The 21,941-nt window shown below is 58.7% G+C and carries 24 protein-coding genes and 4 tRNA genes; 12 read left to right on the plus strand and 16 right to left on the minus strand.

Going from position 1 to position 21,941, the window contains the following annotated elements; all coding sequences use genetic code 11:
• The 3 genes from ACP7C6_RS03250 to ACP7C6_RS03260 are packed head-to-tail and all read right to left on the minus strand — an operon-like array spanning nt 1 to nt 3,542.
• Complete coding sequence (locus ACP7C6_RS03250) at nt 1-978, minus strand: ABC transporter permease (protein ID WP_010209107.1); 978 nt, start codon at nt 976-978, stop codon at nt 1-3.
• Entirely contained in the window at nt 975-2,528 is a 1,554-nt protein-coding gene (locus ACP7C6_RS03255; protein WP_016978156.1) for a sugar ABC transporter ATP-binding protein, read from the minus strand. The genes ACP7C6_RS03250 and ACP7C6_RS03255 overlap by 4 nt, the downstream gene beginning before the upstream one ends.
• A gap of 57 nt (nt 2,529-2,585) precedes the next feature.
• A complete protein-coding gene (locus ACP7C6_RS03260; protein WP_028617095.1) occupies nt 2,586-3,542 on the minus strand; it encodes a sugar ABC transporter substrate-binding protein in 957 nt (318 codons plus the stop codon).
• Nucleotides 3,543-4,096: 554 nt separating this feature from the next.
• Between ACP7C6_RS03260 and ACP7C6_RS03265 the strand changes: the two genes are divergently transcribed.
• The 3 genes from ACP7C6_RS03265 to ACP7C6_RS03275 all read left to right on the plus strand — a co-directional run bounded on the left by ACP7C6_RS03265 (nt 4,097) and on the right by ACP7C6_RS03275 (nt 6,372).
• Nucleotides 4,097-5,185: an asparaginase gene (locus ACP7C6_RS03265; RefSeq protein WP_010209102.1), complete on the plus strand. Its 1,089-nt coding sequence runs from the start codon at nt 4,097-4,099 to the stop codon at nt 5,183-5,185.
• Nucleotides 5,186-5,426: 241 nt separating this feature from the next.
• Nucleotides 5,427-5,678 (plus strand): DUF1654 domain-containing protein, encoded by a 252-nt coding sequence (locus ACP7C6_RS03270; RefSeq protein ID WP_028617096.1) that lies wholly within the window; start codon nt 5,427-5,429, stop codon nt 5,676-5,678.
• A 4-nt stretch (nt 5,679-5,682) separates the two neighbouring features.
• Nucleotides 5,683-6,372 carry an endonuclease gene (locus ACP7C6_RS03275; protein ID WP_028617097.1) on the plus strand — a complete coding sequence of 230 codons (690 nt, stop codon included), beginning with the start codon at nt 5,683-5,685 and terminating at the stop codon, nt 6,370-6,372.
• 31 nt (nt 6,373-6,403) lie between these two features.
• On the opposite strand, the gene ACP7C6_RS03280 is transcribed toward ACP7C6_RS03275, so the two are convergent.
• Nucleotides 6,404-6,769 carry an SPOR domain-containing protein gene (locus ACP7C6_RS03280; protein ID WP_032864195.1) on the minus strand — a complete coding sequence of 122 codons (366 nt, stop codon included), beginning with the start codon at nt 6,767-6,769 and terminating at the stop codon, nt 6,404-6,406.
• 262 nt (nt 6,770-7,031) lie between these two features.
• Here ACP7C6_RS03280 and csrA point away from each other — a divergent pair, with 262 nt between their 5' ends.
• Entirely contained in the window at nt 7,032-7,226 is a 195-nt protein-coding gene (gene csrA / locus ACP7C6_RS03285; protein ID WP_003192511.1) for a carbon storage regulator CsrA, read from the plus strand.
• Between the two features lie 293 nt (nt 7,227-7,519).
• On the opposite strand, the gene ACP7C6_RS03290 is transcribed toward csrA, so the two are convergent.
• A complete protein-coding gene (locus ACP7C6_RS03290) occupies nt 7,520-8,197 on the minus strand; it encodes an HAD family hydrolase (RefSeq protein ID WP_236321341.1) in 678 nt (225 codons plus the stop codon).
• A gap of 206 nt (nt 8,198-8,403) precedes the next feature.
• Here ACP7C6_RS03290 and ACP7C6_RS03295 point away from each other — a divergent pair, with 206 nt between their 5' ends.
• From ACP7C6_RS03295 to ACP7C6_RS03315, 5 genes are all read left to right on the plus strand, one after another.
• Nucleotides 8,404-9,174: an alpha/beta fold hydrolase gene (locus tag ACP7C6_RS03295; protein WP_028617100.1), complete on the plus strand. Its 771-nt coding sequence runs from the start codon at nt 8,404-8,406 to the stop codon at nt 9,172-9,174.
• Between the two features lie 111 nt (nt 9,175-9,285).
• A complete protein-coding gene (locus ACP7C6_RS03300) occupies nt 9,286-9,531 on the plus strand; it encodes a DUF2790 domain-containing protein (RefSeq protein WP_028617101.1) in 246 nt (81 codons plus the stop codon).
• Nucleotides 9,532-9,573: 42 nt separating this feature from the next.
• Entirely contained in the window at nt 9,574-10,245 is a 672-nt protein-coding gene (locus ACP7C6_RS03305) for a heavy metal response regulator transcription factor (protein WP_033901736.1), read from the plus strand.
• On the plus strand, nt 10,242-11,642 hold the full coding sequence (locus ACP7C6_RS03310) for a heavy metal sensor histidine kinase (RefSeq protein ID WP_068934142.1): 1,401 nt from the start codon (nt 10,242-10,244) through the stop codon (nt 11,640-11,642). The genes ACP7C6_RS03305 and ACP7C6_RS03310 overlap by 4 nt, the downstream gene beginning before the upstream one ends.
• Before the next feature lie 126 nt (nt 11,643-11,768).
• A complete protein-coding gene (locus ACP7C6_RS03315; RefSeq protein ID WP_028617104.1) occupies nt 11,769-11,993 on the plus strand; it encodes a hypothetical protein in 225 nt (74 codons plus the stop codon).
• 15 nt (nt 11,994-12,008) lie between these two features.
• On the opposite strand, the gene pcp is transcribed toward ACP7C6_RS03315, so the two are convergent.
• From pcp to ACP7C6_RS03330, 3 genes are read right to left on the minus strand one after another with little or no spacing between them, the layout of a single operon-like run.
• Nucleotides 12,009-12,650: a pyroglutamyl-peptidase I gene (gene pcp / locus ACP7C6_RS03320; RefSeq protein WP_028617105.1), complete on the minus strand. Its 642-nt coding sequence runs from the start codon at nt 12,648-12,650 to the stop codon at nt 12,009-12,011.
• 7 nt (nt 12,651-12,657) lie between these two features.
• Nucleotides 12,658-13,608 (minus strand): DUF979 domain-containing protein, encoded by a 951-nt coding sequence (locus tag ACP7C6_RS03325; protein ID WP_028617106.1) that lies wholly within the window; start codon nt 13,606-13,608, stop codon nt 12,658-12,660.
• Complete coding sequence (locus ACP7C6_RS03330) at nt 13,605-14,321, minus strand: DUF969 domain-containing protein (RefSeq protein WP_028617107.1); 717 nt, start codon at nt 14,319-14,321, stop codon at nt 13,605-13,607. Before ACP7C6_RS03330 ends, ACP7C6_RS03325 begins: the two co-directional genes overlap by 4 nt.
• 324 nt (nt 14,322-14,645) lie before the next feature.
• Here ACP7C6_RS03330 and ACP7C6_RS03335 point away from each other — a divergent pair, with 324 nt between their 5' ends.
• Nucleotides 14,646-15,191, plus strand: coding sequence for a DUF4410 domain-containing protein (locus ACP7C6_RS03335; RefSeq protein ID WP_028617108.1), 546 nt, complete (start codon nt 14,646-14,648; stop codon nt 15,189-15,191).
• A 9-nt stretch (nt 15,192-15,200) separates the two neighbouring features.
• Nucleotides 15,201-15,386: a hypothetical protein gene (locus ACP7C6_RS03340; protein ID WP_028617109.1), complete on the plus strand. Its 186-nt coding sequence runs from the start codon at nt 15,201-15,203 to the stop codon at nt 15,384-15,386.
• 85 nt (nt 15,387-15,471) lie between these two features.
• On the opposite strand, the gene ACP7C6_RS03345 is transcribed toward ACP7C6_RS03340, so the two are convergent.
• Nucleotides 15,472-15,548, minus strand: a tRNA-Val gene (locus tag ACP7C6_RS03345).
• A gap of 184 nt (nt 15,549-15,732) precedes the next feature.
• Here ACP7C6_RS03345 and ACP7C6_RS03350 point away from each other — a divergent pair.
• Nucleotides 15,733-17,016, plus strand: coding sequence for an NAD(P)/FAD-dependent oxidoreductase (locus tag ACP7C6_RS03350; protein ID WP_426108254.1), 1,284 nt, complete (start codon nt 15,733-15,735; stop codon nt 17,014-17,016).
• Between the two features lie 201 nt (nt 17,017-17,217).
• On the opposite strand, the gene ACP7C6_RS03355 is transcribed toward ACP7C6_RS03350, so the two are convergent.
• The 7 genes from ACP7C6_RS03355 to ACP7C6_RS03385 all read right to left on the minus strand — a co-directional run bounded on the left by ACP7C6_RS03355 (nt 17,218) and on the right by ACP7C6_RS03385 (nt 21,872).
• Nucleotides 17,218-17,294 (minus strand) — tRNA-Asp (locus tag ACP7C6_RS03355).
• Nucleotides 17,295-17,399: 105 nt separating this feature from the next.
• A tRNA-Asp gene (locus ACP7C6_RS03360) sits at nt 17,400-17,476 on the minus strand.
• A gap of 55 nt (nt 17,477-17,531) precedes the next feature.
• Nucleotides 17,532-17,607 (minus strand) — tRNA-Val (locus tag ACP7C6_RS03365).
• Between the two features lie 107 nt (nt 17,608-17,714).
• Complete coding sequence (locus ACP7C6_RS03370) at nt 17,715-18,479, minus strand: SDR family oxidoreductase (protein WP_020372640.1); 765 nt, start codon at nt 18,477-18,479, stop codon at nt 17,715-17,717.
• Between the two features lie 11 nt (nt 18,480-18,490).
• Nucleotides 18,491-19,702, minus strand: coding sequence for an O-succinylhomoserine sulfhydrylase (locus tag ACP7C6_RS03375; protein WP_028617111.1), 1,212 nt, complete (start codon nt 19,700-19,702; stop codon nt 18,491-18,493).
• A gap of 65 nt (nt 19,703-19,767) precedes the next feature.
• The gene (gene purF / locus ACP7C6_RS03380; protein ID WP_015884965.1) at nt 19,768-21,273 is read right to left on the minus strand and encodes an amidophosphoribosyltransferase; all 1,506 of its coding nucleotides are present in this window, start codon (nt 21,271-21,273) and stop codon (nt 19,768-19,770) included.
• A 41-nt stretch (nt 21,274-21,314) separates the two neighbouring features.
• Nucleotides 21,315-21,872: a CvpA family protein gene (locus tag ACP7C6_RS03385; RefSeq protein WP_028617112.1), complete on the minus strand. Its 558-nt coding sequence runs from the start codon at nt 21,870-21,872 to the stop codon at nt 21,315-21,317.
• Nucleotides 21,873-21,941: the final 69 nt, after the last annotated feature.

Genomic DNA, 21,941 nt, shown 5'->3' on the forward strand with positions numbered 1-21,941 from the left:
TCAGCCTCGCCGACTGGCGCGCTGACTGCGGTAGGTATCGAGGACCACGGCAATCACGATCACGGCGCCGGTAATGATGCGCTTCGTGGGCTCCGTGGCACCGATCTGCGCCAGGCCGGCGGCCAATACTGAAATAATCAACACACCAAAAAAGGTGCTGATCACTGAGCCGCGCCCGCCCATCAGGCTGGTACCGCCGATCACCACCGCCGCAATCACTTGCAGCTCAAGGCCGGAGCCGGCATTCGGGTCTGCCGCTTCCAGGCGCGAGATCTGGAACAGCGCGGCCACACCGGCCAGCAGGCCCATGAGGCTGAACACCAGGATCTTGTAGGGCTTGGGATTGATCCCTGCCAGACGCACGGCCTCTTCGTTGGTGCCGATACCGATCAGGTAACGACCAAACACGGTACGCGTCAGTACAAGCTGCGCAGCGATGATCACCAGCAAGGCAATGATGAATGACGGGGAGATGCCAAAGGCAATCGGGTTGGACAGCCAGGCAAACGAATCACCGATGTAAGCGGTACGCGAGCCGGTCATTTGGTACGCCACGCCACGAGCCATTTCCAGCACGCCCAGGGACACGATGAACGACGGAATGCGCCAGGCCACGGTGATCGAGCCGGTAATGGTGCCCGCCAACGCCGCACAGCCCATGCCCAGCACGGCAGCCGGCAACACGCTCCAGCCCCAGCCGAGAATCGCCACGCTGACAGCCGACGCCGCCAGGGCCAGTACAGAACCTACCGACAGGTCGATGCCGCCGATGATGAGGATGAAGGTCATGCCCACCGCCAGCACCATCAGGTCTGGAATCTGGTTGGCCAGGGTGCTGAAGGTGTCATAGGACAGGAAGTGGTCGCTAAGTACCGAGAACAGCGCAATCATCGCCAGCAAGGCGCCCGCCAGCCCCAGGTAAGTACCCAGGCCATAGAAATTGCCGCCAGTCTTGCCGGGGGAAGTTGTGGTTTTCATGGGGTATCCCTAAGCACTGCGTCATTGAGCAGCGCATCACGTTTCTGATAGCCGGCGAAAGCGGCGGCGAGCAATTCGTCCTGGGTCCAGCTGTCGCGCTCGAAGGTCTCGATCAAGCGCCCGGCGGACAACACACCGATGCGGTCGCAAATCAGCATGAGTTCACGCAGGTCGCTGGACACCACCACCAGCGCTTTGCCCTGACGGGTCAACTCGCCCAGCAAGGCATAAATATCGAACTTGGCACCGACGTCGATGCCACGGGTCGGCTCATCGAACAGCATTACCGAGCAATCACGCTCCAGCCAGCGGCCTATCACCACTTTCTGCTGGTTACCACCGGACAGCTCGGAGACCAACTGCGCCGGACTGGAACTGCGGATGCGCATGGCATCGATCTGACGCTTGGCCAGCGCGGTTTCATTGCGGCTGTTGACGACGCCACCGCCGGAAATTTCCGGCATGTTGCCCAGGGCAATGTTGGCGCTGATGGATTGAGTCAGCAGCAGGCCTTCACCCTTGCGGTCCTCGGTTATCAGGGCAATGCCATGACCCACCGCGTCCACCGGCGAGCGAATGCTCACCACTTGGGCTGGCGAGCCGAGCGCCACGGTGCCGCTGTCGGCCAGGTCGGCGCCGAAGATCAGGCGCAACAGTTCAGTACGACCGGCACCGATCAGGCCGGAGATGCCGTAAATCTCGCCCGCACGCACTTCGAAGGACACGTCGCGGACTTTGTCCGAGCGGGTCAGGCCTTTCACCGTCAGGGCCGGGCCACCAATGGTGCGCGGGCCCAGGTCGATGTGCTCGCCCAGCTCGCGACCTACCATCAAAGTGACCAGTTGTTCGCTGTTGTAGTTGGCCATCGGCTCGACACAGACCAGCTTGCCGTCGCGCAATACCGCAATGCGTTGAGCCACACGGGCCAGCTCTTCCAGCCGGTGTGAAATGTAGATGATCGCCACGCCCCGGGCCTGCAGGCGGGTGATTTGTTCAAATAGCATCTCGACTTCACGCGCCGTGAGCATCGCCGTGGGTTCGTCGAGGATCAGTACGTGGCAGTCGCCAATCAGGTTACGGGCGATCTCGACCATCTGCTGATGGCCAATACCCAGGCTGCCGACCAGTGTGTCCGGGTCGATAGCATCCAGGCCGACTTGGGCCATGGCCTCGATCGCAGCCTTGCGCAGTTGTTTGCGGCTGATCCAACCACAGTGGCTGGGCAGGTTATCCAGGAACAGGTTTTCGGCGACGGTCAGTGTCGGCAGCAGGTTGAGTTCCTGCATGACCATGCGCACGCCCAGTTCTTCGGCCTGGGTGCGACTGCCGGGGCGATAGTCCTGCCCATTGAACTGCATGTGCCCGGTGGTCGGCGTGACCAGCCCGCCGATGATCTTCGACAAGGTGCTTTTGCCTGCGCCGTTCTCACCGGTCAACGCCAGCACTTCCCCGCGATTGAGCGTCAGGGTGATGTCGGACAGAACCGGCTGGGCATAGGTCTTGCCGATACCGCTGACCGAGAGGACAGCGTTCGGGGCGGAAGATGACATAGGAAAATCTCCAGGCGCCCGCTCAGGACGAGCGGGCGCTGTTGGGTACTGCCAGGATTACTTCTTGAGAACGAGCTCGACCGGGGTTTCGATCACGCCATCTTTGGCATCGACTTTCTCACCCTTGACCAGCTTGAGCGCATTCTGGATACCGAACACGGCTTGCTGGGCAGCGGCCTGGTCAGCGGTGGCGAGTACGCGGCCGTCTTGCAACATCGGCTTGATGGCTTCGATGTTGTCGTAGCCCACGACCAGTACTTTGCCGGCCTTGCCTGCCGCACGTACGGCGGAGACAGCGCCCAACGCCATGTTGTCGTTACCGGCCAGCAGGGCCTTGAGGTCCGGGTACTCACTCAGCATGGCGGACGCGACCTTCTGGCCCTGGTCGATTTCCCAGTTGCCGGATTGGGTGGAGACGATCTTCATGCCGGCAGCGTCCATCGCATCCTTGTAGCCTGCGGTACGCTGCTGGGCGTTGGTGGTCGTCGGCACGCCTTCGATGATGCCGACCTTGTCACCCGAGGCCAGCTGCTTGGCCAGGTAGTCGCCCACCAACTTGGAGCCTTTGCGGTTGTCCGGACCTACGAACGGAATATCGAGGTTTTTGCTTTTGAGCACATCCGGGTCCAGGCGGTTGTCGATGTTGACGACCTTGATACCGGCATCCGAAGCCTTCTTCAGCACGGTGACCAGCGCCTTGGAGTCAGCCGGCGCGATGACGATGGCATTGACCTTGGCGAGGATCATCTGGTTGACGATATCGATCTGCGCACTGGTGTCGGTTTCGTTCTTGATCCCGTTGGTGATCATGTCGAAATCGGCGGCGTGATCTTTCTGATAGGTCTTGGCACCGTCTTGCATGGTGACAAAGAATTCATTGGCGAGGGATTTCATGACCAGGCCGACCTTGGGTTTGGCGGCGTCATCGGCAAATGCAGAGGAGAGAGGCAAGGCAGCGGATGCGGCAGCAAGCACAGCGACAGCAAGAAGACGTCCAGCGAATGGCAGCTTCATGGGTTCACTCCGATCTTATGATTATTGTGAGCAACGCTTGCACCGAAGATCGCTTCGGCAGCCTTCCCACCCGGGTGGCTGATACGAGCTGTCACGATACTCCAGGAGTAATCCGTGAAACATCCCGCAAACGTTTGCGTTGTTCAAACTATGAGAACCTTGTCGAGATTTGTCAACGGTTGAAAACTGCCTTTCATCCACGCCCTCCCTTACGCCTGACCTTGGGTGCAGTTAAACATTGCACGCTTCCGGTCGTTCTCTAAAACGACAGGCTGCGCGACATCATTCATGCAAACTCAAAAGCCAAGCGGTCAACACTTTTCGGACAACCGAACGCAATACCGTCCGATGTTCGGAAAGCCGGACGCCTACTTCATCCCAGTCACCAGAAAAATAGTAAAAACCGTTATATATCAAATATTTATTTTATAACCATAAACACAATCAGCCTGGTACAGATCCTGCTCTACTCCATCACCTCGTGGCATTCAGAACCGCCCGGGTGTTCTAGATGAACCTGCTACAGCACTCATCAAAAACCAGAGAGAAAAATAATGAAATCTGCACTGAAAAACTTTGTTCCGGGCGCTTTAGCCCTCCTGCTGTTGTTCCCCGTTGCCGCCCAGGCAAAGGAAGTTGAATCCAAGACCAAACTGTCCAATGTGGTGATCCTTGCCACCGGCGGCACTATTGCCGGCGCCGGCGCCAGCGCGGCCAACAGTGCCACCTACCAGGCGGCCAAGGTCGGCATCGAGCAATTGATCGCCGGTGTTCCTGAGCTTAGCCAGATCGCCAATGTACGCGGCGAACAAGTTATGCAAATTGCGTCCGAAAGCATCAACAATGAAAACCTGCTGCAACTGGGGCGTCGCGTCGCCGAACTGGCTGACAGCAAGGACGTGGACGGCATCGTGATCACCCACGGTACCGACACCCTGGAAGAAACCGCCTACTTCCTGAACCTGGTGGAAAAAACCGACAAGCCAATCGTAGTGGTCGGCTCCATGCGCCCAGGCACCGCCATGTCGGCAGACGGCATGCTCAACCTGTACAACGCCGTGGCCGTGGCCGGTAGCAAAGATGCACGCGGCAAGGGCGTGCTGGTCACCATGAACGACGAGATCCAGTCGGGTCGCGACGTCAGCAAGATGATCAATATCAAGACCGAAGCATTCAAGAGCCCATGGGGCCCGCTGGGCATGGTGGTTGAAGGCAAATCCTACTGGTTCCGCTTGCCAGCCAAGCGTCACACCATGGATTCTGAATTCGATATCAAAAACATCAAGAGCCTGCCCGATGTCGAGATTGCCTATGGCTATGGCAACGTGAGCGATACCGCTTACAAGGCTCTGGCTCAAGCTGGCGCCAAAGCGATCATCCACGCTGGCACCGGCAATGGCTCAGTGTCCTCCAAGGTCGTGCCTGCTCTGGTAGAACTGCGCAAGCAAGGTGTGCAGATCATTCGTTCTTCCCATGTGAACGCCGGCGGCATGGTGCTGCGTAACGCCGAACAGCCTGACGACAAATACGATTGGGTCGCGGCCCTCGACCTCAACCCACAGAAAGCCCGCATCCTGGCGATGGTCGCCCTGACCAAGACCCAGGACAGCAAAGAGTTGCAACGGATGTTCTGGGAATACTGATTCCTGCCGTCCTCTGTAGGAGCGAGCTTGCTCGCGAAGGTCGTTAACACTGACGCTGTTTGTCTGGATTAACCCATCGCCTCAAGCTTCTCGCGAGCAAGCTTGCTCCTACAAACCCCTTCTACCGCCCTACACGAAATTGCCTGAATTGCTGTCAGACGGACTTCTTGAAGTTTAAGTAGTTGCGAAATCACCTACAGTTAAATACTGTATGTGCGTACAGCTTATTAAGGAATACTCCGTGGCAAAGTCCTCTCCCGCAGTGCCAACCCCACCTGGTGCCTACGAACGCCTGGCCATTCGTGTGCAAAAGATCATCAATTCGACCAACGCGCAGAAAGCCAAGGCGGCCTTGATCTTCCGTTTGCCTGACGAACCTGAAGATGAGTGGGCGCGTTTGCTGGAGGAAATCGCGGAAAACGACAACGTCACCCTCGCTTATCGCGACGACGGCGGTGTGCAGATTTTCTGGGTTGTGCCGAAGGAAGATTGATTCAATGAGTGTCCGTTTTATCGCTGTGTGCTGTCTGTTTTTTGCCATCACCGCCCACGCCCAGGCGCCCCGCACCTTCAGCGAAGCCAAGAAGGTCGCCTGGAAACTCTACGCTCCCCAATCTACCGAGTTCTATTGCGGCTGCAAGTACACTGGCAACCGGGTGGATTTGAAAGCCTGCGGCTACATCCCACGCAAAAACGCCAACCGCGCTGCGCGCATTGAGTGGGAGCATATCGTTCCGGCTTGGCAAATCGGGCATCAGCGCCAGTGCTGGCAAGATGGCGGGCGCAAGAACTGCACGCGCCACGATAATGTGTTCAAGCGCGCCGAGGCCGACCTGCACAACCTGGTGCCGAGCATCGGCGAGGTCAATGGAGACCGTAACAACTTCAGTTTTGGTTGGCTGCCAGTGCAAAGCGGGCAATACGGCTCATGCCTGACCCAGGTGGACTTCAAAGCCAAGAAGGTGATGCCACGCCCATCCATCCGGGGAATGATCGCCCGCACGTATTTCTACATGAGCAAGCAGTACGGCTTGCGCTTGTCAAAACAGGATCGCCAGTTGTACGAAGCCTGGAACAAGACCTACCCAGTGCAAGCCTGGGAACGCCAGCGCAACCAGACCGTGGCGTGTGTGATGGGGCGCGGCAATGAGTTTGTCGGCCCGGTGAACCTTAAAGCCTGCGGTTGAATGTGTGCGGGGCTTGCGCCCCGCCAGGCTATTACTGGGCGGCCTTGTGCTCAATGATCTCTGACACCGTGTCAGTTTTCTTGGCACGGGCCATCTTCTCGTTAAGTAGCGTCTGCTTGGCCTCAGCCTCCGCCTTGGATGCGAACGGCCCCAGCAGGACTTCATCCTTGCCGTCCATCTTCACGATATAAAAATTGAAACCATGTTCCAGCAACCAGGCCGTGAGGTCGGTGATTGCCTGCAGCTTGTGGTCGGGCGGGCCTACCCGAATATCCCATTCCTGAGCGGCAATTGCGCCGGTTTGAGGCTGGCTTTCAGTCACGGCAGGCTTGGCCTTGGGCGCATCGACGCTTTTGCCTTCACCGCAACCGGCCAATGCCAACACCGCAATTGCCATCGCTACTTTACGCACTGCCCTGCTCCTTCAAAGATAAAGAGGCGACTTTATCATTCACTGTCTATTCTGGCCGTCATAAACGTTGGCTTAAACAATGCGAATCATGTATCGCAGACCTGTATGATGCCGCCATGGGAATTAATGTCGCCTCTATGCGTCCTAAAAGAGGCAGTCACAGGGAAGCGCTTAGCAGTAAGCTACACACATCCGACACCTGCCCTGTCTGAAACATGTGTCCTTAAAAGTAATCAAGGAGAAGTCCATGCTTATACTCACCCGCAAAGTTGGTGAAAGCATAAACATCGGTGATGACATCACGATCACCATCCTGGGCGTAAGCGGCCAGCAAGTACGAATCGGCATTAACGCACCCAAGGATGTTGCCGTGCATCGCGAGGAAATCTACCAGCGCATTCAGGCTGGCCTGACTGCTCCGGACAAAAACCAGACGCCTTGAAGCCCTCCCAGTAGCCAGCCCTTTCGTTCACTGTAACGGCTGGCGAAAACCTCCTTGAACGGCTCTGTCTTTGTTGCGTGAATCACGTCCTCTCTGCGTTCATCTTCATGGAAAGATGAAGCTGTGTTCACGCCTGGAACTGACGCCTGGAACTGTTAGTTTCACTCACGGCGGAATCGCTTGCCTGCCCTCCCACCATCCGTGTGTATTCAGGAATACATCCACGAGGATGTGAACGGATCCAGCCAACGCCCAACAAAGCCAAGCCCTATTACGGACTCGACCTTTTCATGTCAGGCGACCCCGTCCTGCAAGTACAGCAAACCGTCCGCGTCACGCAGCACGCTTAGCTGTTCGTATCCGTCTATCGAAGAATGCTCGGTGAGCATGGGCGCATGATGCGTCGACGTCACAACCATCACGTCCGCCCCCGCAGCCTCTCCCGCCCGGATGCCTACTGTCGCATCTTCAAACACCAGACAATCCTGCACCGGTACGCCCAATCGTCGCGCCCCCAGCACGTAACAGTCGGGGTTCGGTTTGCCGTTCGCGACATCTTCGGCGGTGACCATTATTGCCGGCGGCGCAATGCCTGCCGCTTGCAGTCGACGTAGCGCCAGCTCCCTGGGCGCCGAGGTAACCAGCGCCCATTGAGCATCCGGCAGACTGTTCAAAAACGTGACGGCGCCGGGAATCGCCACGACACCTTCGACATCATTGATTTCAGCCTGGGTAATCCACTCTGCCTCCACCTCGGGATCGACGCCCGGCAATGCCTGACGGGTGATGGTATCGATCGCACGGGCACCGTGAATGGTGGCCAGGAACGCCGCCACTTCCAGACCATGGTTCTTAGCCCAGATGCTCCACACCCGCTCGGCGGCGGCAATGGAGTTGAGCAACGTCCCGTCCATATCGAACAGAAAGGCACGGTAACGGCGGTTGTATACGGCTGAACCTCGGATGGACACTGCGCAGTTTCCTCATGGGCGGAGACAAATAATGGGCCCACTGCAATCTACGGATCACCTGGACGGTTGTAAACGCCACCGACGCGATTGCATTACAGCTTTGTAATCAAGCGGTAAGTCTTTCCACCACCCTCACTTCATACAGTTAAGTCGTCAGTCGCCCACATCGGATGACGCCACTTCCTACTGATGAAAAGGGTCCACCTATGAAACCTGCTAGCAAACTCTGCCTGATCGCCGCCAGCCTCCTGATGCTGGGCACTGGCAGCGCCATGGCGGGCACCATCGCACCGGTCAAAGCCAAGAATGTGGTGCTGGTGCACGGCTCCTGGGCTGACGGTTCGAGCTGGTCCGAGGTGATTACCCGCCTCCAGGCCGCGGGGCTGCACGTCACCGCCGTGCAAAACCCGCTGACCTCGGTGGCCGACGATGTTGCCGCCACCCACCGTGTGCTGGATCAACAAGACGGCCCGACCGTGCTGGTCGGCCATTCCTATGCAGGCACCGTGGTCAGCGACGCCGGGGTCAACCCGAAAGTCAGCGCCCTGGTCTACGTGGCCGCCAGGGCTCCAGACGCCAACGAAGACTTCGTCGCGCTCTCAGCCAAGTACCCGACCATGCCTGTTCGCGCTGGCGTCGAAGACCACGACGGCTACCTCACCCTGAGCCAGGACGCCTTCCTCAAGTACTTCGCCGCCGATGTGCCACACGCCAAGGCCATGGAGCTGTACGCCGTGCAGCAACCCATCACCAAGACCCTGTTCAGCGGCCGCACTGTCAATGCGGCCTGGCACACCAAGCCATCGTGGTATGCGGTGTCGGCGAATGACCAGACCATCAACCCTGACCTTGAGCGCTTCCTCGCCAAGCGTATGAACGCCACCACCATCGAGCTGCCATCGAGCCACTTGTCACTGGTGTCCCACGCCAAGGAAATCACCGACCTGATCCTCGAAGCCTCGGGCCGCCAGCCTTAAGCCTTGCATTACAAACTTGTCATCATCCTGTTGGTTGGCTGTTCGGGGCGCCTGGTTACTGTGAAGTCACTGCCATGACCTGGCAGCCAACCCTTTAAGAGAGATACCACCATGAAACTGTTTATCCTCGGCTTTACCGCTTTGCTCGCTACCGGTTCCGTACTTGCCGCTGAACCTGTCATCCACGACAAAACCGGCTTCTTCGTCCACCTGGACGTGGCCAAAGTGCTGTCGAGCACCGACACTTATGGCCAATGCGGCATCGTCCCCGCCCGCCTCAACTACCTCGACAGCCAAGGCCGCGAACACGTGTTGGACTACCAGGTGCAGGGCATCGGTTGCGCCAGTGACAATTGATCGGGCTACACTTGCGCCACGCATTGAAACAGGGCATTACCCATGAACATCCTCGTAGTCGAAGACGAACCCAAGGCCGGCAACTACTTGCTCAATGGCCTACAGGAGCTGGGCTATTCCGTCAGTCTCGCCCGCGACGGCGTGGACGGCTTGCACCAGGCCCTGGAAACCCCGTTCGACGTGATCGTACTGGATGTGATGATGCCGAAAATGGACGGCTGGGAAGTGCTGCGCCGCCTGCGCAAGGAAGCCGACACACCGGTACTTTTTCTGACGGCTCGCGATGACATTGCCGACCGCATCAAGGGCCTGGAACTGGGCGCCGACGATTACCTGATCAAACCGTTTTCCTTCGCCGAACTGGTAGCACGCTTGCGTACGCTGACCCGCCGTGGCCCGAGCCGGGACGAGGAACAGCTGCAGATCGCTGACCTGCAGATCGACGTACTGAAGCGCCGCGTTACCCGTGCCGGCACGCGCATTACCCTGACCAATAAAGAGTTCGCCCTGCTGCACCTGTTCGCAACTCACCAGGACCAGGTGCTGTCCCGTTCGATGATCGCATCGCGGGTGTGGGACATGAACTTCGACAGCGACACCAACGTGGTAGACGTCGCCGTACGGCGCCTGCGCTTGAAAATCGACGATCCGTTCCAGCTCAAGCTGATCCACAGCGTGCGCGGCATCGGCTACCGCTTCGATACCCAGCCATGAACAAACGTCGTCATTACTCCTTGACGCTGCGTCTGGCGCTTGTCTTCGCCCTACTCGCCTTCGCCTTGCTGGCAACCCTGGGTGTGGCGCTGTACCGCGAGCTGGAGCGAGAGTTGATCAAGCGGGACGATGCCGCATTGATTTCCCGCGTCGACCAACTGCGCAACCTGCTCAACGACAGCAATACCCTGGACCTGATCAAGACCAAGCCGGAGCTGTTCCAGAACATGCTGGGCAACCGTGAATCGATACTGAGCATCGCCGCGCCTGGGCAAAAACCTCTGCTGACGGTCAATCCCGGTAATATCGACCTGCCTTCCGTTCCCCCGGTGCCCAAGAACCACGAGCTGACGTTTGCCGACGTGCACCACTTCCCCAGCATTAACGGTGTGCCGTTCGCGACCGTGGCCGCGTCCATCGACTCCGGCGACCTGGGCAGCCTGCAAGTCACCACGGGGCGCCTGATGACAGAGCGCACCGCCATGCTCGCCAGCTATCGCTTGAGCGTTTATATCCTGGCGAGCATCGCCGCAATCATTCTGGCGGTGGCCGGTTATCTACTGGTGCATCGTGGACTTGTACCGTTGCGCCGCCTGGCCCGGCACGCCCAAGGCATCGGCGTCGGCAATCTCGCCGAACGCCTCGACAGCCACGGCGCACCCAAAGAACTGCTACCGATGATTGATTCGTTTAACACCATGCTAGAGCGGCTAGCCAAGGGTTTTGTCCAACTGGGCCAGGTGTCCACCGACATGGCCCACGAACTGCGCACCCCCATCAATAACCTGCTGGGCGAAACCCAGGTTGCCCTGCAACAAAACCGCAGCATCGAGAGCTATCAGCAACTGCTGGCGTCCAATGTCGAAGAGCTTGAACGCCTGGCGCGGATGCTCGACAACATGCTGTTCCTGGCGCGCACCGACCCGGCCAGCGCCCTGCGCCAGCGTCAGGAACTCAATGCCGCAGATGAAGTGGAACGCATCGCCGAGTACTTCGAAGGCTTGGCGGCGGATCGGGATATCAGTATTCGCGCTGAAGGTGACGGGGTGATCTGGGCGGAGCCGATGCTACTGCGCAGGGCCCTGGCGAACCTGTGTGCCAACGCCATTAAATATGGTGCGCCGAGCACCGAGTTGGTGATACGGGCGATTCCCGATGCCGAGGGCATTCACCTGAAAGTCAGCAACCGCGGTGAGACCATCGCTGCCGAGCATCTGCCGCGACTGTTCGAACGTTTTTACCGTGTGGATGAATCACGGGAACGGTCAGCGCAATCCAACGGGTTGGGCTTGTCGATTGTGGCGACCATCATGCAGTTGCATAACGGGCAATACAGCGTGAGCAGTGAGGCCGGGGTGACGTGTTTTGATTTGTTCTTTCCGAAGCGGGAAGACTGAGCAGCAGACCCCCGGTGTTATTTTGCAAAGGTTTGTCCCTTATCGCTGGACGAAAGCCACACTATTCTGGCTTCCCAAGGGGCTCAAGGCAGAGCCGGCAACAGTAAAAACCATGGAGATTCGGGAATGGAAATACGATTAGGTCTACTGGAAAAGGGGCTGGCTGAAATGAACGAGAAGCTGATCACCGTTTCGAGCAAGGCAGACGCCATGGATAAACACTTCGCTTCCAAGGCAGACCTGGCAACCACTGAGCTGAACCTTATCAAGTGGTACGTGGCAACCGCATTCGCAATGACAGGCCTGGCTTGCGCCATCACCTTCGGACTTACCCGATTGTTTGCGATGTGAGAGGCGCTGGGCCGGTCAACCGACCTGCCCGCCCGCCTCCTTTACATCCACAAGCGTTTGCCACGCAGCCAGTAAAGCTACCTGCAATCCCGCAACCATCATACCCAGCGCCATTGAAGGCTGCTGCGAACCCGCCACCTGCTCTGGCAGAAACGGTACGTGGATAAACCCACTGCGCACTCCCGACCCTGCAAGCGCATGCTGCAAGAGATAAAACACCTGATTACACACAAATGTCCCCGCCGTCTGTGATACCGAGGCTGCGATCCCCGCTTCACGCACGGCCTTGACCATCGCCTTGATCGGCAGCGTCGTGAAGTAGGCCGCCGGGCCATCAGCGATGACCGCCGTATCGACAGGCTGCTCGCCCAGGTTATCCGGAATACGAGCATCGTTGACATTGATCGCCACCCGCTCGATAGAGAGAGTGCTACGGCCTGGTCCCAGACCAGTAGCGATCACCATCGCCGGACGCAACTCATCGATCAACCGGTTCAGGCACTCACCGGCAGTGGCAAATGCGCAAGGCAATCGACGCGCAACTATCTGCACATCGGGCGCTAGTTGCGCACCGTCCAGTTGGCGCACAGCCTCCCAGGACGGATTAACCAAGTCTTTATCAAAGGGCTCAAAGCCCGTCAGCAATACGGTTTGCATCTTGACCTCACATCAACACGTAGAGCAGCACAATATTGACCACCAACATCATCAGCGCCGTGGGCAGTTGAGCCTTGATCACGGCGTTCTTGTCCGGCAGTTCGAGCAACGCAGCAGGCACGATATTGAAGTTGGCGGCCATCGGCGTCATCAGTGTGCCGCAGTAGCCGGAGAACATGCCAATCGCTGCCATTACGGCCGGGTTACCGCCGTAGATACCCACCAGTACCGGCACGCCAACACCGCCTGTCATCACTGGGAAAGCCGCGAATCCATTACCCATGATCACCGTAAACAAGGCCATGCCCAGCACATAGACCATCACCGCCACCAACTTGAAATCCATGTTGATGTAGGTCGTGGTGACGTGCGCAACGGCCGTACCGACCCCGGCTTCGTTAAACAGCAAGCCGAGCATCGCGAGCATTTGCGGAAGCACCATCGCCCAGCCGAGGGCTTCGGTGAGACGGCGGGATTCGCGCAAGGCTTGCACCGGCGTATCACGAGTGAGCCAGCAGGCCAGGCCAAGTGCGATCAAGCAGCCGATGCCAAGGGAAACGAAGGTGGTGTTTTTCGGATCCAGCAGCGGCACGCCGCCGATCTCGGTGTGCTTGAGCAATACCGAGCCGATCACCGTGGTCAGCGGAATAGCCAACGCAGGAATGAAGAGTTTGTGACCCAGTCGACCGGCACTGGCGCGGGATGCCTTGTCATGCAACTCGGCATGCTTGCCACGGCCGACGCCGCCCATGCCGGCGATCAATGCCATCACCACGACGCCAGCGCCGATGGCGACCGACGGCAGGCGCTCGCCGATCAGGAACGGAATAGCGAACAACAGCCAGAACAACGCACTGGACCAGCGCTTGGGATGGCTCCGGTCCATCAAAATCATCCCCGCGGTGATCAGCAGCAGAACCCCAGCGAGCCAGTACAGGTATTGAATGGAAATGATCATTGCGCGGCCTCCGCTGGCGTAGTGGCAGATGTCATCTCACGGGTGAGCCTTCGATCAAACCGATGCAGACGGATTGCATGAATGATGAAGGCACAGATCGCAGTAGGGATGCCCCACACCGCAATGTGCAGAGGCTCAACATCAATCCCTGAGCCGAGCAGGAAGGTGTGCATCAATGCGATGGCGCCAAATGCGACAAAAATATCTTCACCAAAAAACAGGCCGACGTTGTCAGTCGCGGCGCACATGGCCAACACCTTGTGACGCAGCTTGTCCGGCAACTTGCCGTAGCGTTTTTCTGCTGCACCTTCGGCCATCGGCGCCAGCAGCGGGCGCACCATCTGCGGGTGCCCACCCAAGCTGGTCAAGCCCATGGCAGCAGTGGATTCACGCACAAACAGATAGATGATCAGCAGGCGCCCCACCGTGGCGCGTTCGAAGCGTGCGATCCAGTTCTGCGCATGCAGGCGCAGCCCGTGACGCTCCAGCAGACCGATAACGGCAAGGGGCAACAACAGGATCAATTGCAGGGCACGGGTCTGAAGGAAGCCATCGCCCATGGTCGCGAGGATTTTTTCCAGTGGGAAATGGGCGGCAAGCCCGGTGGCGATGGCGGCGGCGGTGACCACCAACAGCGGATTGAAGCGCAAGATAAAGCCAACCACGATCACAAGTACGCCGATCAACGGCCATAAGTTCACAACAGTTTGCATGGCGTGAGGTCCTTAAGTGCGCGCTGCGGCGCCATTACAGCAGGATGTGAACAAAGGGTTCACAGCAAGAAGTGGCGTGCAGTCGGCTCGGTTTTTTATTGTTGACCCGAAAGGTCGAGCGTCAGTGGCGGCAACTTTGCTGCCTGGGGACGGGAGGTGTCCAACAAGAAAAATTGTTGCTGCGAACCAATAATTCTTGTGGGTGATTGGACGCGGTACACGTAACAAGATGTGGACAGACCTGACGGGATTCGCGCATCTTAGCGCCGCCCGTTTCTCAGGCCTTTGCGGCCCTCCCGTTAACGTTGTGGATATGGAAATTCAATGAAAACCCAAAAAATCCTGATCGCTATCTCCTGCGCCGTTGCGCTGTCCATGCTGGGTGGTTGCGCCGCCAAGGTGAAAAGTGGTGGCAGCGCCGCCCTGGCGATCCCGGACGCCGCCAAACACAACTTGGTGGTGAGCATCAAAGGCGAAGGCCAGGTCGAGCAAAACCCGGACTGGAACCTGCTCAAGCGCGACTGGAACAATGCGCTCCAGGTCGAAGCCCGCCAAGCCGGCTTCAATGTCACTGAAAGCTCCGCGGTGGCTCCCAGCGGCGAAGACGGTGTCGGCATCAACATCAATGTGAGCAAGTTCCGTTACATCGAGCCGGGCTCGCGCTACGTCGCGGGTGCGCTGGTAGGTAATGCCTGGGTGTTCTCTCGCGCCGATTACTCTGACCTTAAATCCGGCGCACCGATTGGCTCGCGCACCTACGACACTTCGTCGTCCGCCTGGGAAGGCATTGCCTCGGCCATGACACAGAAGCAAGTACAGGCGATCGCCAAGCAGATGATCAGCGATATCAAAAGCGCCAAGGCCAAGTAAATCGCCACCGTGAGCGAATTTCTAGAATTTATCTGGCGGCTCATCGGCACGCTGTTCAATCTGCTCGAGTTGGCGAGCGATTACACACCACCACGGCGAAAACGCGTGCTCTCATTCGGGTTCGTGATGTTTTTGCTGTTGGTGGCGCTGGTTGAACTGGTGTTGTTGCAGATGTTTCTTGGCGAGACCGGCTGAGGCGGGTTTTAGAAATCCCAGACAACAAAAAAGGGCCCACCTTTCGGTGAGCCCTTCTAGACCGCCCAGCAGAGCGGATTTTGTTTGGTAGGCGCGATTGGACTCGAACCAACGACCCCCACCATGTCAAGGTGGTGCTCTAACCAACTGAGCTACGTGCCTGCTGTGAGGCGGCATTCTACGGAATTCCGGAGGGGTGTCAACATCTTTTTTGCAGCTAACCCTATGAATATGCGAATTTTTTATTTGCGCGGAGCACACCCGTGAATTTCGGGTGGCTGGCAGGCAATTTTCAACTCAGGTAGGATCGACGCACTCGTAAAAAATATAAAACAGAGGTTCCAGGATGGCGAACACCCCCTACCCCCAGTCGTACTACGCCGCATCCGCGAATGCCGTTCCGCCTCGCCCGGTACTGCAAGGTGAGGTCGAAACCGATGTGTGCGTGATTGGCGCCGGCTACACCGGCCTCTCCAGTGCGCTGTTTCTGCTGGAGAGCGGTTTTCGCGTGACGGTGCTCGAAGCCGCCAAGGTGGGGTTCGGCGCCTCGGGCCGCAACGGCGGGCAGATCGTCAATAGCTACAGCCGCGATATCGACGTGATCGAGCGCAGTGTTGGGCCTAAACAGGCGCAACTGCTTGGGCAGATGGCATTCGAAGGCGGCAAGATCATCCGCGAACGCGTGGCCAAGTACCAAATCCAGTGCGACCTGAAGGATGGCGGCGTATTCGCCGCACTCAACAGCAAACACATGGGCCACCTGGAGTCGCAGAAGCGCCTGTGGGAGCGCTACGGCCATACACAGCTGGAGCTGCTGGACGAGCGCCGCATCCGTGAAGTGGTGGCCTGTGACAACTATGTAGGTGGCTTGCTAGACATGAGCGGAGGCCATATCCATCCACTCAACCTGGCACTCGGCGAAGCGGCGGCCGTGGAATCTCTGGGCGGCACGATCTACGAACAATCGGCAGCCGTACGAATCGAGCGCGGTGCCAATCCGGTGGTGCATACCGCGCAGGGCAAGGTCAGGGCCAAGTTCATTATCGTCGCGGGCAATGCCTACCTGGGCAACCTGGTGCCGGAGTTGGCGGCCAAGTCTATGCCGTGCGGCACGCAAGTGATCACTACCGCACCCCTCGGTGACGAACTGGCAAAAACGCTGCTGCCGCAGGATTACTGCGTCGAAGACTGCAACTATTTGCTCGACTACTACCGCCTCACCCGCGACAAGCGCCTGATCTTCGGCGGTGGCGTGGTGTATGGCGCGCGCGACCCGGCAAATATCGAGGCGATCATCCGTCCGAAGATGCTCAAGGCCTTCCCGCAACTCAAGGACGTGAAGATCGATTACGCCTGGACTGGCAATTTCCTGCTGACCCTGTCGCGATTGCCGCAGGTGGGACGCCTGGGCGATAACATCTACTACTCACAGGGCTGCAGTGGCCATGGCGTGACGTACACGCACCTGGCCGGCAAGGTACTGGCAGAGGCGCTCAGAGGCCAGGCAGAGCGTTTTGACGCGTTTGCCGACCTGCCGCACTACCCTTTCCCGGGCGGGCAACTGTTGCGTACGCCGTTTGCAGCGCTGGGTGCCTGGTATTACGGCCTACGCGACAAATTAGGATTCTGACTCGAAACCTGTAGGAGCCCGCTTGCGGGCGATGGCGTCCGTGAAATCGCCATCGCCCGCAAGCGGGCTCCTACAGCGCGCGCGCATCAAATCGCAGACACAAAAAACCCCGGTCTTTCGACCAGGGTCTTTGCTATCGGATCAAAGTAGCCAGAGGCTTGCTTCGTGCTTCAAGGCGTTCAGTGGGCCTTGAGGCAGATATGGCGCAGCGGACGGGACTCGAACCCGCGACCCCCGGCGTGACAGGCCGGTATTCTAACCGACTGAACTACCGCTGCGTATCGCTTGACTGATTGAGTGAAAACCCTCAACCGTCTTTAAACATCTGATCGATCAACCTTGGTTGTTCAATCTCAAGCCCGACGAATCAGACCTGGAAAATATGGCGCAGCGGACGGGACTCGAACCCGCGACCCCCGGCGTGACAGGCCGGTATTCTAACCGACTGAACTACCGCTGCGCGTCGGTGCAACCTTTAACGTTGCGTCTTGCCCTGGGGCAAAACTCTCAAGAAGTGGTGGGTGATGACGGGATCGAACCGCCGACCCTCTGCTTGTAAGGCAGATGCTCTCCCAGCTGAGCTAATCACCCTTTGCTTCGTTGAGGCCGCGAAATTTACGCAGGTAGCGGACCTAAGTCAATAGCCTGCTTGAAGTTTTTCTGAAAAAGACAAAATTGCTTCAAGACGGCTACCCGCCCTACTCGCTGTAAATCATCTTCTTGCTCATGCCACCGTCCACGACAAACTCTTGCCCGGTGACAAACCCCGCCTGGCGCGACAGGAGCCACGCCACCATCGCCGCCACGTCTTCTACAGTGCCTACCCTGCCCGCCGGATGCTGCGCATGATCAGCATCACTCAACGGCTCGGCCCGACGTGCAGCCGGATCACGCGCATCGATCCAGCCAGGGCTGACCGCATTGACCCGTACTTCCGGCCCCAGGCTCATCGCCAAGGCATGCGTGAGGGCCAGCAGACCACCTTTGCTCGCCGCGTAGGCTTCGGTGTCCGGTTCCGACTGGCGGGCGCGGGTCGAGGCCAAATTGACGATGGCACCGCCATGGGCGCGCAGGTAAGGCGCACAGTGCTTGGCCAACAACATCGGCCCACTGAGGTTCACAGCAAGCACCCGATTCCAGTACGCCAGGTCGAGGCTTTCCAGGGTGATATTGCGCGGGTCAGCCACCGCCGCATTGCAGACCAACGCGTCCAGGCGCCCAAACTGCCCCAATACCTCGGCAACACCTTGGGCCACTTGCTTCTCGTCGGCCACGTCCATGCTGATGAACCAGGCGTTTTCACCCAGCACCTTGGACACCTTGGAGCCGCGCTCGCGGTCCAGGTCAGTCAACACCACCTGCCAGCCTTCGCTGATCAGCCATGCGGCAATCCCGAGACCAATGCCTCGCGCCGCACCTGTGACCAGCGCAACGCGCCCGTTAGTGGCAGCCGCCGCTTCCATGGACCACTCGATCACAAGGCCGCCAGCCCGCGAGCCAAGTCAGCTTGCAAGTCAGCTACGTCTTCCAGGCCAACCGCAATGCGGATCAGGCTGTCACGGATACCCGCCGCTTCACGCTCCTGCGGCGCCAGGCGCCCGTGGGAAGTGGTACTCGGATGGGTAATGGTGGTCTTGCTGTCACCCAGGTTGGCGGTGATGGAAATCAGGCGAGTCGCATCGATAAAGCGCCAGGCGCCCTCTTTGCCGCCCTTCACCTCAAAGCTCACCACAGCGCCGAAACCACGCTGCTGGCGCTGGGCCAATTCGTGTTGCGGGTGGCTCTTGAGGCCGGCGTAATGCACCTTCTCGATACCGTCCTGCTGTTCCAACCACTGCGCCAGAGCCTGGGCGTTGGCGCAGTGGGCCTTCATCCGCAGGTTAAGGGTCTCAAGCCCCTTGAGGAAGATCCAGGCGTTGAACGGGCTCAAGGTCGGGCCAGCCGTGCGCAGGAAGCCGACGATTTCTTTCATCTGCTCGCTGCGACCTGCAACCACACCGCCCATGCAACGGCCCTGGCCGTCGATGAACTTGGTCGCCGAGTGCACGACGATGTCCGCCCCCAGCTTCAACGGCTGTTGCAGCGCCGGGGTGCAGAAGCAGTTGTCCACGACCAGCATGGCACCTTTGGCATGCGCCACTTCAGACAACGCAGCGATGTCCACCAACTCAGCCAATGGGTTGGACGGCGACTCGACGAACAGCAACTTGGTGTTGGCCTTGATTGCCGCATCCCAGCCGGAAAGATCCGCCAAGGGCACGTAGTCCACTTCGATACCGAAGCGCTTGAAATACTTCTCGAACAGGCTGATGGTCGAACCAAACACACTGCGCGACACCAACACATGGTCGCCAGCACTGCACAGGCTCATCACCACCGCCAGGATCGCCGCCATACCAGTGGCCGTCGCTACCGCCTGCTCAGCACCTTCCAGTGCCGCAATACGCTCTTCGAACGCGCGTACCGTCGGGTTGGTATAACGCGAATACACGTTGCCCGGCACTTCCCCAGCGAAGCGCGCAGCGGCATCGGCGGCGGTGCGGAACACATAGCTGGAAGTGAAGAACATCGGATCACCGTGCTCACCTTCCGGGGTGCGGTGCTGGCCGGCGCGCACAGCCAGGGTATCGAAAGCTACGCCATCGAGGTCGCTGTCCAACCGACCGGCATCCCATTCCTGACTCATGCTGCGACTCCTTACTCAATTCTTTATTTAAGATACAAAACCGGCCCCTCAGGGCCGGTTGTCACTCAGTTGTTGTACAGGTCGATGATCGCGCTGACCGCCTGGGTCTTGATCTTCGACGAGTCGTTACGCGCCTGCTCGATCTTGTTCAGGTAGGCCTCGTCGACATCACCGGTCACATACTTGCCGTCAAACACGGCGCAGTCGAACTGGTCGATCTTGATCTTGCCACCACCGACCGCCTCGATCAGATCAGGCAGGTCCTGGTAGATCAGCCAATCAGCACCGATCAGGTCGGCCACGTCCTGGGTCGAACGGTTGTGAGCGATCAGCTCATGGGCGCTCGGCATGTCGATGCCGTAGACGTTCGGGTAACGCACCGCTGGGGCTGCAGAACAGAAGTACACGTTCTTCGCACCAGCTTCGCGGGCCATCTGGATGATTTGCTTGCAGGTAGTCCCGCGCACGATGGAGTCATCCACCAGCATCACGTTCTTGCCGCGGAACTCCAACTCGATGGCGTTGAGCTTCTGGCGCACCGACTTCTTGCGCGCAGCCTGGCCCGGCATAATGAAGGTACGGCCAATGTAGCGGTTCTTCACAAAGCCTTCGCGGAACTTGACGCCCAAGTGGTTGGCCAACTCCAACGCAGCGGTGCGGCTGGTGTCCGGGATCGGGATCACTACATCGATGTCGTGTTCAGGACGCTCGCGCAGGATCTTCTCGGCCAGCTTCTCGCCCATGCGCAGACGCGCCTTGTACACCGAAACACCATCGATGATCGAATCCGGACGCGCCAGGTAGACGTGTTCGAAGATGCACGGGGTGAGTTTCGGCGCCACGGCGCACTGACGGGTGTGCAACTTGCCGTCTTCGGTGATGTACACCGCTTCGCCCGGCGCAAGGTCGCGAATCAGGGTGAAACCCAGCACGTCCAGGGATACGCTTTCGGAAGCGATCATGTACTCGACGCCTTCGTCAGTGTGACGTTGGCCGAACACGATCGGACGGATGCCATGCGGGTCACGGAAACCGACGATGCCATAACCGGTGACCATGGCCACAACGGCGTAACCACCAACGCAACGATTGTGCACGTCAGTGACGGCGGCGAACACGTCTTCTTCGGTCGGTTGCAGCTTGCCGCGCTGGGCCAGCTCGTGGGCGAACACGTTGAGCAGCACTTCCGAGTCGGAACTGGTGTTGACGTGGCGCAGGTCAGATTCGTAAATCTCCTTGGCCAGCTGTTCAACGTTGGTCAGGTTACCGTTATGCGCCAGGGTGATGCCATAAGGCGAGTTGACGTAAAACGGTTGAGCTTCAGCCGACGTAGAGCTACCGGCGGTCGGGTAACGCACATGGCCAATGCCCATGTGCCCGACTAGGCGCTGCATGTGACGCTGATGGAACACGTCACGCACCAGACCATTGTCCTTGCGCAGGAATAACCGGCCGTCGTGGCTGGTCACAATACCGGCAGCGTCCTGGCCGCGGTGCTGGAGGACGGTTAGCGCGTCATACAGCGCCTGATTGACGTTCGACTTACCGACGATACCGACGATGCCACACATGCGACGCAACCCCTACTTAATGAATCTTGACTGAACACAGCTTACTGAGGCGTTTTGGCCGGTAAGAGGTGCTCCTTGAACGGTATATCAGCGGGTACGCTGATTCCGCTGGCCAGCCACTGACTGCTCCACCCCAATATGAGGTTCTTGGACCAATCTGCAACCAATAGAAATTTTGGCACGAGCACAGACTCCTGCCACCACGAATCCTGCTGTACCGGCCCCAGGCTCAACAGCCCGACCGCCACGACCACCAGCAACGCGCCACGCGCGGCGCCGAAGGCCATGCCGAGGAATCGATCGGTACCGGAGAGGCCGGTGACACGTATCAACTCGCCAATAAGATAATTGACCATTGCTCCCACCAGCAGCGTGGCGATGAACATGATGGCGCAGCCCGCGATGACGCGAGCCGAAGGTGTCTCGATGTATCCGGCCAGGTAGACCGACAACGAACCGCCGAACATCCAGGCTACGACTCCTGCGATGATCCAAGTCAGCAACGACAGTGCTTCTTTTACGAAGCCGCGGCTGAGACTGATCAAAGCGGAGATGGCGACGATTGCAACAATCGCCCAGTCAACCCAGGTAAATGGCACGTTTGAGCCTACGGACAGATAAGGCGGCGCATTTTAGCAGAGCGTCGGGCTATCGGTAAGCTGTGATTA

Origin of the sequence: Pseudomonas sp. TWR1-1-4 (assembly GCF_049897165.1) — a bacterium.
In the GTDB taxonomy this organism is placed as follows: domain Bacteria; phylum Pseudomonadota; class Gammaproteobacteria; order Pseudomonadales; family Pseudomonadaceae; genus Aquipseudomonas; species Aquipseudomonas canadensis.

Excerpts from the sequence above, each read along its gene's own strand:
- ACP7C6_RS03250 (WP_010209107.1), bottom strand. The coding sequence starts at position 978 with ATGAAAACCACAACTTCCCCCGGCAAGACTGGCGGCAATTTCTATGGC.
- ACP7C6_RS03255 (WP_016978156.1), bottom strand. The coding sequence starts at position 2,528 with ATGTCATCTTCCGCCCCGAACGCTGTCCTCTCGGTCAGCGGTATCGGC.
- ACP7C6_RS03260 (WP_028617095.1), bottom strand. The coding sequence starts at position 3,542 with ATGAAGCTGCCATTCGCTGGACGTCTTCTTGCTGTCGCTGTGCTTGCT.
- ACP7C6_RS03265 (WP_010209102.1), top strand. The coding sequence starts at position 4,097 with ATGAAATCTGCACTGAAAAACTTTGTTCCGGGCGCTTTAGCCCTCCTG.
- ACP7C6_RS03275 (WP_028617097.1), top strand. The coding sequence starts at position 5,683 with ATGAGTGTCCGTTTTATCGCTGTGTGCTGTCTGTTTTTTGCCATCACC.
- ACP7C6_RS03280 (WP_032864195.1), bottom strand. The coding sequence starts at position 6,769 with ATGGCAATTGCGGTGTTGGCATTGGCCGGTTGCGGTGAAGGCAAAAGC.
- csrA (WP_003192511.1), top strand. The coding sequence starts at position 7,032 with ATGCTTATACTCACCCGCAAAGTTGGTGAAAGCATAAACATCGGTGAT.
- ACP7C6_RS03295 (WP_028617100.1), top strand. The coding sequence starts at position 8,404 with ATGAAACCTGCTAGCAAACTCTGCCTGATCGCCGCCAGCCTCCTGATG.
- ACP7C6_RS03300 (WP_028617101.1), top strand. The coding sequence starts at position 9,286 with ATGAAACTGTTTATCCTCGGCTTTACCGCTTTGCTCGCTACCGGTTCC.
- ACP7C6_RS03305 (WP_033901736.1), top strand. The coding sequence starts at position 9,574 with ATGAACATCCTCGTAGTCGAAGACGAACCCAAGGCCGGCAACTACTTG.
- ACP7C6_RS03310 (WP_068934142.1), top strand. The coding sequence starts at position 10,242 with ATGAACAAACGTCGTCATTACTCCTTGACGCTGCGTCTGGCGCTTGTC.
- ACP7C6_RS03315 (WP_028617104.1), top strand. The coding sequence starts at position 11,769 with ATGGAAATACGATTAGGTCTACTGGAAAAGGGGCTGGCTGAAATGAAC.
- pcp (WP_028617105.1), bottom strand. The coding sequence starts at position 12,650 with ATGCAAACCGTATTGCTGACGGGCTTTGAGCCCTTTGATAAAGACTTG.
- ACP7C6_RS03325 (WP_028617106.1), bottom strand. The coding sequence starts at position 13,608 with ATGATCATTTCCATTCAATACCTGTACTGGCTCGCTGGGGTTCTGCTG.
- ACP7C6_RS03330 (WP_028617107.1), bottom strand. The coding sequence starts at position 14,321 with ATGCAAACTGTTGTGAACTTATGGCCGTTGATCGGCGTACTTGTGATC.
- ACP7C6_RS03335 (WP_028617108.1), top strand. The coding sequence starts at position 14,646 with ATGAAAACCCAAAAAATCCTGATCGCTATCTCCTGCGCCGTTGCGCTG.
- ACP7C6_RS03350 (WP_426108254.1), top strand. The coding sequence starts at position 15,733 with ATGGCGAACACCCCCTACCCCCAGTCGTACTACGCCGCATCCGCGAAT.
- ACP7C6_RS03370 (WP_020372640.1), bottom strand. The coding sequence starts at position 18,479 with ATGGAAGCGGCGGCTGCCACTAACGGGCGCGTTGCGCTGGTCACAGGT.
- ACP7C6_RS03375 (WP_028617111.1), bottom strand. The coding sequence starts at position 19,702 with ATGAGTCAGGAATGGGATGCCGGTCGGTTGGACAGCGACCTCGATGGC.
- purF (WP_015884965.1), bottom strand. The coding sequence starts at position 21,273 with ATGTGTGGCATCGTCGGTATCGTCGGTAAGTCGAACGTCAATCAGGCG.